Origin of the sequence: Pseudomonas sp. Marseille-Q5117, assembly GCF_946901175.1 — a bacterium.
GTDB lineage: Bacteria > Pseudomonadota > Gammaproteobacteria > Pseudomonadales > Pseudomonadaceae > Aquipseudomonas > Aquipseudomonas iranensis.
In genome coordinates, this window is sequence record NZ_CAMPPP010000007.1 from 252502 (window position 1) to 266092 (window position 13591).

The 13591-nt window shown below is 61.6% G+C and carries 11 protein-coding genes and 1 tRNA gene; all 12 read right to left on the reverse strand.

Features of this window, described 5'->3' with window-relative positions; genetic code table 11:
* Nucleotides 1–49: 49 nt before the first annotated feature.
* The 12 genes from OC605_RS14225 to OC605_RS14280 all read right to left on the reverse strand — a co-directional run bounded on the left by OC605_RS14225 (nt 50) and on the right by OC605_RS14280 (nt 13388).
* Nucleotides 50–125 (reverse strand) — tRNA-Val (locus tag OC605_RS14225).
* A gap of 266 nt (nt 126–391) precedes the next feature.
* Nucleotides 392–1168 (reverse strand): SDR family oxidoreductase, encoded by a 777-nt coding sequence (locus OC605_RS14230; RefSeq protein ID WP_262137812.1) that lies wholly within the window; start codon nt 1166–1168, stop codon nt 392–394.
* Complete coding sequence (locus OC605_RS14235) at nt 1165–2376, reverse strand: O-succinylhomoserine sulfhydrylase (RefSeq protein ID WP_041478539.1); 1212 nt, start codon at nt 2374–2376, stop codon at nt 1165–1167. The genes OC605_RS14230 and OC605_RS14235 overlap by 4 nt, the downstream gene beginning before the upstream one ends.
* Nucleotides 2377–2445: 69 nt before the next feature.
* Nucleotides 2446–3951, reverse strand: a complete 1506-nt coding sequence (gene purF, locus OC605_RS14240) for an amidophosphoribosyltransferase (protein ID WP_016773943.1) — start codon at nt 3949–3951, stop codon at nt 2446–2448.
* Between the two features lie 41 nt (nt 3952–3992).
* On the reverse strand, nt 3993–4553 hold the full coding sequence (locus OC605_RS14245) for a CvpA family protein (protein ID WP_016773942.1): 561 nt from the start codon (nt 4551–4553) through the stop codon (nt 3993–3995).
* A gap of 98 nt (nt 4554–4651) precedes the next feature.
* A complete protein-coding gene (locus tag OC605_RS14250) occupies nt 4652–5314 on the reverse strand; it encodes an SPOR domain-containing protein (RefSeq protein WP_024012393.1) in 663 nt (220 codons plus the stop codon).
* Nucleotides 5298–6605, reverse strand: coding sequence for a bifunctional tetrahydrofolate synthase/dihydrofolate synthase (gene folC, locus OC605_RS14255; RefSeq protein WP_262137815.1), 1308 nt, complete (start codon nt 6603–6605; stop codon nt 5298–5300). Before folC ends, OC605_RS14250 begins: the two co-directional genes overlap by 17 nt.
* Complete coding sequence (accD, locus tag OC605_RS14260) at nt 6602–7522, reverse strand: acetyl-CoA carboxylase, carboxyltransferase subunit beta (protein WP_016773939.1); 921 nt, start codon at nt 7520–7522, stop codon at nt 6602–6604. Before accD ends, folC begins: the two co-directional genes overlap by 4 nt.
* A gap of 199 nt (nt 7523–7721) precedes the next feature.
* Nucleotides 7722–8354, reverse strand: a complete 633-nt coding sequence (locus tag OC605_RS14265; protein ID WP_186565630.1) for a phosphoribosylanthranilate isomerase — start codon at nt 8352–8354, stop codon at nt 7722–7724.
* Nucleotides 8355–8418: 64 nt separating this feature from the next.
* Nucleotides 8419–9243, reverse strand: a complete 825-nt coding sequence (truA, locus tag OC605_RS14270) for a tRNA pseudouridine(38-40) synthase TruA (protein WP_016773937.1) — start codon at nt 9241–9243, stop codon at nt 8419–8421.
* A gap of 267 nt (nt 9244–9510) precedes the next feature.
* On the reverse strand, nt 9511–12168 hold the full coding sequence (locus OC605_RS14275; protein WP_262137817.1) for a FimV/HubP family polar landmark protein: 2658 nt from the start codon (nt 12166–12168) through the stop codon (nt 9511–9513).
* Nucleotides 12169–12377: 209 nt separating this feature from the next.
* Nucleotides 12378–13388 (reverse strand): aspartate-semialdehyde dehydrogenase, encoded by a 1011-nt coding sequence (locus OC605_RS14280; protein ID WP_130899643.1) that lies wholly within the window; start codon nt 13386–13388, stop codon nt 12378–12380.
* Between the last annotated feature and the right edge of the window lie 203 nt (nt 13389–13591).

Sequence of the window (13591 nt, forward strand, 5' to 3'; positions counted from 1 at the left end):
GTGCAGGCACTTTCAGCCTACTCTCTTGCTTGCGCAAGCTTCTCGGGAGTGGTGGGTGATGACGGGATCGAACCGCCGACATTCTGCTTGTAAGGCAGACGCTCTCCCAGCTGAGCTAATCACCCGTTTGCATCTCCGAGGCCGCGAAATTTACGCAGGTGGCGAAGCTAAGTCAATAGCAGGATTGGAGTTTTTTTCAAAAACGGCTTCAAGCTTCAAGAAAAGGATGATCACCTAAACCAGGCAGACCAGCGTCTTGCTTTAACTTGAAGCTTGCAGCTTGAAGCTTGAAGCTTGAAGCTTGCAGCTTGAAGCTTGAAGCTTGAAGCTTGAAGCTTGAAGCTTGAAGCTTGAAGCTTGAAGCTTGAAGCTTGAAGCTTGAAGCTGCCTTTCACTGCTCGTAGATCATCTTCTTGGTCATGCCGCCATCGACGACAAATTCCTGCCCGGTGACAAATCCCGCATTGCGCGACAGCAACCACGCCACCATCGCCGCCACGTCTTCGACCGTCCCCACCCTGCCCGCCGGATGCTGAGCATGATCGGCATCGGCCAAAGGTTCGGCGCGACGCACCGAGGGATCACGCGCGTCGATCCAGCCCGGACTGACTGCGTTCACGCGGATTTCCGGCCCAAGGCTGATTGCCAGCGCATGGGTCAGCGCCAACAGCCCGCCCTTGCTCGCCGCATACGCCTCGGAGTCCGCCTCCGACTGTCGCGCACGGGTCGAGGCCAGGTTGACGATCGAACCGTTATGCGCACGCAGGTACGGCGCGCAGTGCTTGGCCAACAACATCGGCCCGCTGAGATTCACCGCCAGCACCCGATTCCAATGCGCCAGATCGAGGCTTTCCAGAGTGATGTTGTGCGGATCGGCCACCGCCGCGTTGCAAACCAATGCATCAAGGCGACCAAACTGCCCCAATACCTCGGCCACGCCCAGCGCGACCTGATTTTCGTCGGCGACGTCCATGGCGATGAACCAGGCATTCTCGCCGAGCACCTTCGCCACTTTCGAACCACGCGCCCGATCGAGATCAGTCAGCACCACTTGCCAGCCTTCGCTGATCAGCCAGGCGGCAATTCCGAGGCCGATACCGCGTGCAGCGCCAGTGACCATCGCCACGCGGCCATGGGTATTGGTCGCCGGTGTGGACAACTCGATCACAATGCCGCCAGACCGCGCGCCAGGTCGGCTTGCAGGTCAGCCACATCTTCCAGACCGACCGCGACACGGATCAGGCTGTCGCGAATCCCCGCCGCCTCACGCTCCTGCGGTGCCAGACGACCGTGGGAGGTGGTGCTTGGATGGGTGATGGTGGTTTTGCTGTCGCCAAGGTTGGCGGTGATCGAAATCAACCGCGTGGCATCGATAAAGCGCCAGGCGCCTTCTTTGCCGCCCTTGACCTCGAAGCTGACCACCGCACCGAAGCCCTTCTGCTGGCGCTGGGCCAGCTCGTGTTGCGGATGGCTCTTGAGGCCGGCGTAATGGACTTTCTCGATGCCGTCCTGCTGCTCCAGCCATTCGGCCAGCGCCTGAGCATTGGCGCAGTGCGCTTTCATGCGCAGGTTGAGGGTCTCGAGGCCTTTGAGGAAGATCCACGCATTGAACGGGCTGAGAGTCGGCCCGGCGGTCCGCAGAAAACCCACTACTTCTTTCATCTGTTCACCGCGACCGGCAACAACGCCGCCCATGCAGCGGCCCTGACCGTCGATGAACTTGGTCGCCGAGTGCACGACAATATCCGCGCCGAGCTTCAGCGGCTGCTGCAACGCTGGAGTGCAGAAGCAGTTGTCGACCACCAGCTGCGCGCCCTTGGCGTGCGCGATTTCTGCCAGTGCGGCGATATCCACCAGTTCGGCCAACGGATTGGACGGCGATTCGACAAAAAGCAGTTTGGTGTTGGATTTGATTGCCGCACCCCAGGCCGACAGATCGGCCAGCGGGACGTAATCGACTTCGACGCCGAAGCGCTTGAAATACTTCTCGAACAGGCTGATGGTCGAGCCGAACACGCTGCGCGACACCAGCACGTGATCGCCCGCACTGCACAGGCTCATCACCACCGCCATGATCGCGGCCATGCCGGTGGCCGTGGCGACGGCCTGCTCGGCGCCTTCCAGCGCGGCGATGCGCTCTTCGAATGCGCGCACGGTCGGGTTGGTGTAACGCGAGTAGACGTTGCCCGGCACTTCGCCGGCAAAGCGCGCCGCCGCATCGGCAGCGGTGCGGAACACATAGCTGGAGGTGAAGAACATCGGATCACCGTGCTCGCCTTCCGGCGTGCGGTGCTGACCGGCACGCACGGCCAGGGTATCGAACGCTACGCCTTCGAGGTCGCTGTCCAGCCGACCGGCATCCCATTCCTGACTCATGCTGTCTCTCCTTTGTTCACGAACAATAAATATCAGATACAAAACCGGCCCCTCAGGGCCGGTGGAAACTCAGTTGTTGTACAGATCGATGATCGCACTGACTGCCTGGGTCTTGACCTTCGAGGCATCGTTGCGCGCCTGTTCGATCTTGTTCAGGTAAGCCTCGTCGACGTCACCAGTCACGTACTTGCCGTCGAACACCGCACAATCGAAGTGCTCGATCTTGATCTTGCCGCCACCGACCGCTTCGATCAAGTCAGGCAAGTCCTGATAGATCAGCCAGTCAGCGCCGATCAGATCGGCCACGTCCTGAGTCGAACGGTTGTGCGCGATCAGTTCGTGGGCGCTCGGCATGTCGATACCGTAGACGTTCGGGAAGCGCACCGCAGGTGCCGCCGAGCAGAAGTAGACGTTTTTCGCGCCGGCTTCGCGGGCCATCTGGATGATCTGCTTGCAAGTGGTGCCGCGCACGATCGAGTCATCGACCAGCATGACGTTCTTGCCGCGGAATTCCAGCTCGATGGCGTTGAGCTTCTGGCGTACCGACTTCTTGCGTGCCGCCTGGCCCGGCATGATGAAGGTGCGACCGATGTAGCGGTTCTTGACGAAGCCTTCGCGGAATTTCACGCCCAGGTGATTGGCCAGCTCCAGCGCGGCAGTACGGCTGGTGTCCGGAATCGGGATGACCACGTCGATGTCGTGCTCAGGACGCTCGCGCAGGATTTTCTCGGCGAGCTTCTCGCCCATGCGCAGACGCGCCTTGTACACCGACACGCCGTCGATGATCGAATCCGGACGCGCCAGGTAGACGTGTTCGAAGATGCACGGGGTCAGGGACGGGTTGGTTGCGCACTGACGGGTGTGCAGCTTGCCATCTTCGGTGATGTAAACCGCTTCGCCCGGCGCGAGGTCGCGGATCAGGGTGAAACCGAGCACGTCCAGGGAAACGCTTTCCGAGGCGATCATGTACTCGACGCCTTCGTCGGTGTGACGCTGGCCGAACACGATCGGGCGAATGCCGTGCGGGTCGCGGAAACCGACGATGCCGTAACCCGTGACCATCGCCACAACGGCGTAACCACCCACGCAGCGGTTGTGCACATCGGTCACAGCGGCAAACACGTCTTCTTCGGTCGGCTGCAGCTTGCCGCGCTGGGCCAGCTCGTGGGCGAACACGTTGAGCAGCACTTCCGAGTCGGAACTGGTGTTGACGTGACGCAGATCGGATTCGTAGATCTCTTTGGCCAACTGTTCAACGTTGGTCAGGTTACCGTTGTGCGCCAGGGTGATGCCGTACGGCGAGTTGACGTAGAACGGCTGGGCTTCGGCCGACGTCGAGCTGCCGGCAGTCGGGTAACGGACGTGGCCGATACCCATGTGGCCGACCAGACGCTGCATGTGACGCTGCTGGAACACGTCACGCACCAGGCCATTATCCTTGCGCAGGAACAACCGGCCATCATGGCTGGTCACGATACCGGCAGCGTCCTGGCCGCGGTGCTGGAGCACGGTTAGCGCGTCATACAGCGCCTGATTGACGTTCGACTTACCGACGATACCGACGATGCCACACATGCGACGCAACCCCTACTTAATGGATCTGAACTGAACAACACTCACTGAGGCGTTTTCGCCGTCGGCAAGAGCTGCTCCTTGAACGGAATCTCAGCGGGTACGCTGATTCCGCTGGCAAGCCACTGACTGCTCCACCCGAGTATCAGGTTTTTGGACCAGTCGGCGACCAATAGAAACTTGGGCACGAGCTGTGATTCTTTCCACCACCCGTCCTGCTGTACCGGCCCCAGGCTCAACAGCCCGACCGCCACGACCACCAGCAACACGCCACGCGCTGCGCCGAAGGCCATGCCGAGGAATCGATCGGTCCCGGACAACCCGGTGACGCGAACCAACTCGCCGATAAGATAATTGATCATTGCGCCCACGATCAGTGTGGCGACAAACATGATGGCACAGCCCGCGATCACGCGAGCCGATGGGGTTTCGATGTATCCGGCGAGGTACTCGGACAGTGAGCCACCAAACATCCAGGCAACCGCTCCTGCGATGATCCAGGTCAGCAGCGATAACGCTTCCTTTACGAAGCCGCGGCTCAGACTGATCAATGCGGAGATGGCGATGATTGCAACGATCGCCCAGTCAACCCAGGTAAATGGCACAGTGCAGCCTACAGACGGATAAGGCGGCGCATTTTAGCAGAGCGCATGGCTGTCGGTAAGCTGCGATCGTCAGTGCTTTTCAATCGAGGTGATAGATTTCAGCCACGTTCAGGCTGAAAACGGACAACGAAGCCCTTGAGGTTCTGTTGACGGCTCAGCAGATCACGCAGACGATCGGCTTCGGCACGTTCGATCAGCGGACCGACGAAAACCCGATTCTTGCCATCCGCCGAACGAATGTAGGCGTTATAACCCTGGCTGCGCAGGTTCTTCTGCAGGCTTTCGGCGCTGGCGCGGCTCGACAGACTGGCCAGTTGCACCGACCAGCTCACCGACAGACCGTTGGCATCGACGCGGCTCTGCGTGGTGTCAGGCTTGCTGGTTGCCGAGGTGATCGGCTGAGCCGGCGCCGGAATCGGCTTGGCCACCGGTGGCGGCGTCGCCGGGCGGGCAATCTGCGCCGGGATGGTCGGTGCCGGGGCGGCCGGAGCAGCAGCCGGAGCAGCAGGCACCACTTCTTCAGCGACCTCTTCGTCCGTTGGCACCGGCTCTTGCGGCAAAGCCTGGGGCTCAGGCACGGCGACCGGGTCCATTTGCACTTGCGGCATGGCCGAAGGTTGAGGCGCAGCCGGGGCCTCGACGGTCACCTGACGCTGCTCGTCCTGACGGGAAAACAGCATCGGCAGGAAGATCACCGCCAGCGCCACCAGCACCAGCGCGCCAACCATGCGCTGCTTGTACGCTTTATCCAGCAAAGCCATTTGCCGCTTCCTCCGTGGAGAGCCGGGCCAGCCATTCAAGGGCCTCGGCGACACAATAAAATGATCCGAACAACAGAATCTCGTCGTCGCTGGTTGCAATCGCGCACTGCCCTTCCAGAGCGGCCGCAACGCTGGCATAGGACGTAACCGAAGCGCCAAGGTTCTGCAGCGCGGCCTCAAGCTCAGCCACAGGACGCGCACGTGGCGAATCCAGCGGCGCGACAGCCCAATGCGCGACACTAGCATTCAATTCGCCAACAACACCATCCAGATCCTTGTCCGCCAGCAACCCGAACACCGCCAGACGCTTGCCAGACGGCGGCCGCGCGGCCAGACGCCGGGCGAGATATTCAGCGGCGTGCGGGTTGTGACCGACATCCAGCAACAGGTTCAGGCGCTTACCGTTCCATTCGAACGAACGACGATCGAGGCGCCCGACCACGCGCGTCGCCTGCAATGCAGATACGATCTGTTCGGCATTCCACGGGAAACCTGTCAGCAGATAGGCTTGCAGCGCCAGCGCGGCGTTTTCCATCGGCAGATCAAGCAGTGGCAAGTCACGCAGTTCGACCGCCTCGCCCTGTGCATCGGTACCGCGCCACTGCCAATGCTGCTCGGTGGTGCCAAGATCGAAATCGCGTCCACGCAGAAAAAACGGGCAAGCCAGTTCGCGCGCCTTGTCGAGCAGTGGTTGCGGCGGATTCAGGTCGCCACACAGGGCCGGTTTGCCCTGGCGGAAGATACCGGCCTTCTCGAAGGCGACGGATTCGCGGGTGTCGCCCAGATAATCGGCGTGATCGACACCAATGCTGGTGACCAGCGCGATATCGGCATCGACCACATTGACCGTGTCCAGACGCCCGCCCAGACCCACTTCAAGCACTACAGCGTCAAGTGCAGACTGCTGAAACAGCCAGAACGCTGCCAGAGTGCCCATTTCGAAGTAAGTCAGGGAAGTCTCGCCGCGGCCCGCCTCGACCGCAGCAAAGGCTTCGCACAGCTGGACGTCAGTGGCTTCGACGCCATTGAGTTGCACCCGCTCGTTATAACGCAGCAGGTGCGGAGAATTGTAGACGCCAACGCTAAGGCCCTGCGCACGCAGCAAAGAAGCCATGAACGCGCAGGTCGAACCCTTGCCGTTGGTGCCGGTGACCGTGATCACCCGAGGCGCCGGCTGGCCCAGCCCCATGCGGGACGCTACCTGTTGCGAACGCTCCAGGCCCATGTCGATGGCCGACGGATGCAACTGCTCGAGGTAGGCGAGCCATTCACCAAGGGTGCGCTGGGTCATACGTTGGCAGGCACCGGCGGAACCACGATCGGCTCGATCGGCGCGGCGACGAATTTCGGCGTCGGCTTGCCAGTCATCTGTGCCAGCAGGTTACCCAGACGCGGGCGCAGCTCCTGACGGTGAATGATCATGTCGATGGCGCCGTGCTCCAGCAGGAACTCGCTGCGCTGGAAGCCTTCCGGCAGCTTCTCGCGCACGGTCTGCTCGATTACCCGCGGACCGGCGAAGCCGATCAGGGCTTTCGGTTCGCCAACAATGACGTCACCAAGCATCGCCAGACTGGCGGAGACACCGCCGTAAACCGGGTCGGTGAGTACGGAAATGAACGGAATGCCCTCTTCACGCAGACGCGCCAGCACGGCCGAAGTCTTGGCCATCTGCATCAGCGAGATCAGCGCTTCCTGCATGCGTGCACCACCGGAAGCGGCGAAGCAGATCATCGGGCAGCGGTTTTCCAGGGCGTAGTTGGCAGCGCGCACGAAGCGCTCACCGACGATGGCGCCCATGGAACCGCCCATGAAGTTGAATTCGAATGCCGAAACCACTACCGGCATGCCCAGCAACGTACCGCTGACCGAGATCAGCGCGTCTTTTTCGCCGGTCTGCTTCTGCGCAGCAACCAGGCGATCCTTGTACTTCTTGCCGTCGCGGAATTTCAGACGATCAACCGGCTCCAGGTCAGCACCCAGTTCGTTGCGGCCTTCCGGATCGAGGAAGATGTCGATGCGCGCACGTGCGCCGATGCGCATGTGGTGGTTGCACTTGGGGCAAACGTCCAGGGTCTTTTCCAGCTCCGGACGGTACAACACCGCCTCGCAGGACGGGCATTTGTGCCACAGACCTTCAGGCACCGAGCTCTTCTTGACCTCCGAGCGCATGATCGAAGGGATCAGTTTGTCTACTAACCAGTTGCTCATGCTTTCTTTCTCCAGTACCGGCGGCCCGAACGCTCTGGTTCGCAGCCCCGCGTATGCCCTTGAGCTAAATTCATGTGTGTGGCGATGGTTGCTGAACAGTCGCGGTCAGCGCGAAACATGACCTGCGTACGATTCAGCAACCCTCAGCCGCGCCTGCTTTGTGCAAGTGCATTGATGGACGGCGGCAGACTGCCAGCCGTCACATCGACGATGTATTGCCGCGCACCGCGTTGATGAATGCGCGAATCTTGTGGTGATCCTTGATGCCTTTGCTCGCTTCTACCCCGCCGCTGACATCCACCGCGTAGGGCTTGACCCGTGCTACCGCGTCGGCAACGTTATCCGGCGTCAGGCCGCCGGCCAGAATCAGCGGCTTGCTCAGGTGTTGCGGAATCAGTGACCAGTCAAACGCCTCGCCGGTTCCGCCGGGCACCCCTTCGACATAGGTGTCGAGCAGTACGCCACTGGCGCCGGGAAAGGCATCGCAGGCAGCGGCAATGTCATCGCCAGCCTTGACCCGCAGCGCTTTGATGTATGGACGATGCCAGCCTTCGCACTCCTGCGCGCTTTCATCGCCATGGAATTGCAGCAGATCCAGCGGCACCGCATCGAGGATTTCTCCCAGCTCGCATCGACTGGCATTGACGAACAGCCCCACGGTGGTGACGAACGGCGGCAACGCCTTGATGATCGCCCTTGCCTGCTGCACATTCACTGCACGCGGGCTCTTGGCGTAAAACACCAGACCAATCGCATCGGCGCCGGCTTCGACGGCGGCCAGCGCATCTTCGATGCGGGTAATGCCGCAGATCTTGCTGCGAACAGCTGACATGTCAGGAAAACCTCAAGGCAAAATCCGAAAACGTCCCGGATGGTAACAAAAGCGTCCGAGGGCGTCAGCCGTCAAGTTCGGAGAAACCCGTAAGGAAATGTGGCCCGATAAAGCGCTCGGGTAACGGGAATTCGTCGTGGTACTCGACCTGCACCAGATACAGCCCATATGGATGCGCCGTCACCCCGCCGGAGCGACGCTCGCGACTCTCCAGCACTTCTTTCATCCACTCCACCGGGCGCTCCCCGGCACCAATGGTCATCAGCACACCGGCAATGTTGCGCACCATGTGATGCAGGAAGGCATTGGCACGAATGTCGAGCACGATCATCTTGCCGTGACGGGTCACGCGCAGGTGATGCATCTTCTTGATCGGCGACTTGGCCTGGCACTGACCGGCCCGGAACGCGCTGAAATCGTGGGTACCGATCAGGTACTGCGCGGCCTCGGCCATGCGCTCGGCGTCGAGCGGGCGGTGATTCCAGGTGATTTCTTCGTTGAGGTGCGCCGGGCGAATCTGATCGTTGTAGATCACATAGCGATAACGCCGGGCAATGGCCTTGAAGCGCGCATGAAAATGCGCCGGCATGACCCTGGCCCAACTGACGCTGATGTCGTGAGGCAGATTGATGTTGGCGCCCATGACCCAGGCTTTCAGCGAGCGATCAACCTGGGTGTCAAAGTGCACCACTTGGCCGCAGGCATGCACGCCGGCGTCGGTACGCCCGGCGCATTGCAGGGAAACCGGTGAATTGGCGACTTTCGACAGGGCTTTTTCAAGCTCTTCCTGCACCGTCGCCACACCGGTCAACTGACGCTGCCAGCCGCTGTAGCGCGAGCCTTTGTACTCAACGCCCAGCGCGACGCGGTAAAAGCCGTCGGGCGCCATTTCGGCGACCGGGTTATCTATGTTTGCCAAGGTGGGACAGCCTGCTGATTTTGCAAAGGCGGGCATTATAAGGCGGTGGGCCGGGGATGCCAGAGTTCTCTATCGGCAGTACCGCCGCCTTCGCGAGCAGGCTCGCTGCCACATTTGCAATGCATCCCCCTGTGGGAGCGAGCCTGCTCGCGAAAGCAATCGATCAGACACCGCCGAATCCGGCACCAACAAAAACGGCAGCCCCGCCGGGCTGCCACTTGTTGTTTACCGCTGAACTTACGCCAGGTTGGAAAGCATTTCCTTGGCCTCGCCCCGCTGCTTCTCGTCACCCTCAGTCAACACTTCGTTGAGGATGTCACGGGCACCGTCGGCGTCGCCCATGTCGATGTAGGCCTGGGCCAGATCGAGTTTGGTCGCCGCTTCGTCGGTGCCGGCGAGGAAGTCGAAATCGTCTTCGCCCAGATCGTCACCCATCGCCGCGTCCGCTTCGGTGAAGCTCGGCTCGGCCATGCTTTGCGACAGGCGATCCAGCTCGGCATTGACGTCGTCCAGCTCGGCCGAGAAGGCATCCGGCTCAGCAGCCGGGTTGCTGTCCATTTCGTCCGCCAGCGACAGGTCGAAATCAGCTGGCAGCTCCAGATCGTCCTGCGGCACGTCAGCGACAACCGGCGTCTCGACCGGGGGCAAGTCCTTCACGCCGTCGTCCAGATCCAGCAGGAAGTCATCTTCAGCCAACGTGGCCGGCGATGGTTCGGCGCCCAGATCCATATCCAGATCGAAGTCCGACAGATCGTCGAGATTGTCTTTCATCTCGGTCTGCTCTTGCAGCACCGAAGCGAAGCTCAGGTCGTCTTCGGCCGGAAACGCGTCGAGCTCGACCGGCGCTTCTGGCTCGGCTACTGGTGGAGGATTGACCGGGGTGATGTTGTCGAGGTCGTCCAGGCTCAAATCGAACGCGGTGTCGAGGTCGTCAGCGGCGGTCTCGGGCGCTTGCGGCTCGTCTTGCAGCAGTTCCTTGACGTACTGCGCGTCCAGCTCGGCAGCGACGGCGGCAGCCGCCAGTCCACCGGCAGCAACCACGGCCATGGCCGGGAAGCGGCTTTTCAGCGCTTCGACCTTGGCGAAGTTATCGCCATTAGCCACCAGTTGACGCTCTTGCGCAACGAACGCATCGCGATCGCCCTGCTGGCCGTAGACTTCCATCAGCTTCAGGCGCAGATCGCTGCGTTCCGGCTCAAGGCTGACGCCCTCTTCCAGCAGCGCGGCGGCCTGATTAAGGCGGCCGGCGTTGATGTGCGATTGCGCTTTGTCGAGCACATCATCAGAGCGCTCGCCGGCCGGAGCCACCAGAGGTGCGGCAATCGGCGCAGCCATCACCACCGGAGTGACGACCGGTGCAGGGGCTGGCGCAGGTGCCGGAGCTGGCGTGTTGAGTTTGACGCTGGCTGCCGGGGTTTCCAGGCCAGAGAAGCTGCTTTCCGGCAGATCCTGCTCAGCGGAGAACTCTTGCTCTTCAGCCAGAGCGCGGGCCATGCGCAGGTGCTTTTCGGCTTCCTGCTGGGCTTTGCGACGGCGCGCCAGCAGCAACAGCAGAAGCAGCAGAACCACCGCACCGCCGCCGATCAGGCCGAGCAGGATCGGATTGGTCAGCAGTTCATTGAAGGCTTTGTCGTCATCGGCGGCAGCAGGCGTGGTTTCGACCACCGGCTCGACGACTGGCTCAACCGGGGTTTCCGCCGGCGGCGCGATGGCCGACTCTGGAGTCGGTGAAGCCGCTGCGGCGTCGGCCGGAGTGGCTGGCGGTGTTGCGGCCAGTTCGGCAGTGATCGCCGGCACCGGCGGCACAGCAGCAGTGGCGCCAGGCGCAGCGCCGGCGCCGTCGGCCTGCATCTTCGCCAGTTGATTGTTCTTCAGCTCGATCAGCTTTTGCAGCTTGTCCAGTTGGCTCTGCAGATCAGCCATGCGGCTTTTCAGTTCCTCGTTGTCACGACGGGTCGTGTCGAGGTTTTCCTGAGTGATTGCCAGTTTGTTGCTCAGCGCCTTGGCGTCGCCGGCCGGGCCTTTCGCACCGGGCCTGGCGCTTTCCGCCGAGACCAGGCTCAGGTTGTCCTGAGTGTTGGCCGCTGCACCGGTATTGCCACGGCCACGATTGGTCGCATCCAACTGCTGCTGACCGGTGCCAGGCTTGGCCACGTAACGACGGCCCTGACGCCAGGCTTCGTTCTGCGCCGCCACTTCAGCGATGGCTGCCGACTGTGGCAGCGCCGTGCTTTGTACCGGGTCCGGCAGACGCAGCACCTGGCCGGTTTTCAGACGGTTGATGTTGCCGTCGATAAAGGCATTCGGATTGAGCGCCTGAATCGCCAGCATGGTCTGCTGCACCGAGCCACCGTTGCGCGCCTTGGCGGCGATTTCCCACAGGGTGTCGCGCGGCGTGGTGGTGTATTGATTGCGATGGGTGGCGCCAGTGGTTGGCGCGGTGATGGTCTGCGACGGCGCCGGCTGCGCGGCGGCGTCTGCGGTCTGCGGCGAGAACTTCGACGGGTCGAGCAGCACGCTGTAATCACGCAGCAGGCGGCCATTGGGCCACATCACCTGCACGAGGAACTTCACCATCGGTTCCGACAGCGGTTGGCTCGAGGTCACGCGCAACACGCTTTTGCCGCTGGCGTTGAGTACCGGGGTGAACGTCAGATCATTGAGAAAGGCCTGCCGATCGACGCCAGCCTTGGCGAAGTCTTCAGGGGAAGCCAGGCTCGGCACCACCTCGGCGGCGGTGAGATCCTTGACGTCGAGCAGCTCGATTTCAGCCACCAACGGCTGGTTCAGGGTCGACTTCAGGGTCAGCTCCCCGAGCCCGAGGGCATGCGCCATACCGGAGGACAGCGCCGAGGCGGCCGCTATTGCTAACACCAGTTTGCGAACTTGAACCATAGCCTCATCCTTTGTTTGAACGTTCCTCGGCCAGCGAGAAGCTTTTGAATACCGCTGCCGTAAGGCATTGCACGCGACGACGGGGGTCGCCGCGCGCGATCATTTCGGTGCTGCCCCGGAAAGTCCCGGAGGGTGACTCGTCATCGACGCGCTTCGGGCAAGCATAGCGCTCACCTAGAATCAGTCGACAAATTGTTGCCAAGTATCTTTTACAGCAGGTCTTTTATCAACAACTCAGCCAGTTGCACGGCATTGAGCGCCGCGCCTTTGCGTACGTTATCTGACGTCAGCCAAAGATTTAGTTCCGCCGGGTCGTCGACACCACTGCGCACGCGGCCGACATAGACCACGTCCTGCCCCACCGCATCGCCGACCGCGGTCGGATAATCGCCGGCCTCGACCAGCTCGATGCCCGGTGCAGCCTCGAGCGCGGCGTTGACCTTTTTCAGGTCAACAGCGCTGCCTGACTGCAAGGTCACGCTAAAGCTATCGCCAAAAAACACCGGGGCTTGAACGCAAGTGGCAGAAATCTTCAATAAAGGTTTTGCCAGCACCTGGCGCAGCTCGCGTACCAGACGTTTTTCCAGCAGCGTGTGACCCTGAGCATCAGGCGTACCAACTTGTGCCAGCAGGTTGAACGCCATCTGCCGGTCGAAGAACGTCGGTTCCAGCGGACGCATGTTGAGCAGCTCGGCGGTCTGCCGCGCGAGCTCGGTGACCGCCTCGCGGCCTTGCGCCGAAACGGCCAGGTTGGCAGTGACGTTAACGTATTGCAGATCGAGCAGATCGAGCAACGGCGCCAGCACCACGGCAAGCGTAGTGGCCGACGGGCTTGGGCTGCTGACCTGGAACGGGCTTTTCAGACTGGCGAGAATATCGGCATTGGCCTCGGGCACCACTTGTGGCGCCTGATCCGCAGGCAGCGCGCCGGACAGGTCGATCAACGAGCAACCGGCAGCATGGGCGCGAGCGGCGTAGCTCAGCGACACCGCAGCGCCAGCGGCGAAGAACACCAGTCTGACCTTGCTGAAATCGAACTCGTCGACCTCGCGCACGCGGACGTTTTTGTTGCGGAACAGCACCGAGCTGCCGGCCGATTCACTGCTGGCCAGCAGGTGCAGGTTGCCGACCGGAAAGTCGCGCTCTTCGAGAATCTGTACGAGGGTTTCGCCGACAGTACCGGTGGCGCCGATAACGGCGATATCGAAAGTCTGGGTCATGGAGCTACCTCTGGCAAAACGGGGGGAGCGGCACTTTACCGGGTGGGTGGCGCACAGGCAATTTCTGCCCGTACCGATCGTTCCCACGCTCTGCGTGGGAATGCCTCAACGGACGCTCCGCGTTCTGCTTTGGAAGGGACGCAGAGCGTCCCGGGATGCATTCCCACGCGGAGCATGGGAACGATCATTGCGCATAAAAAAAC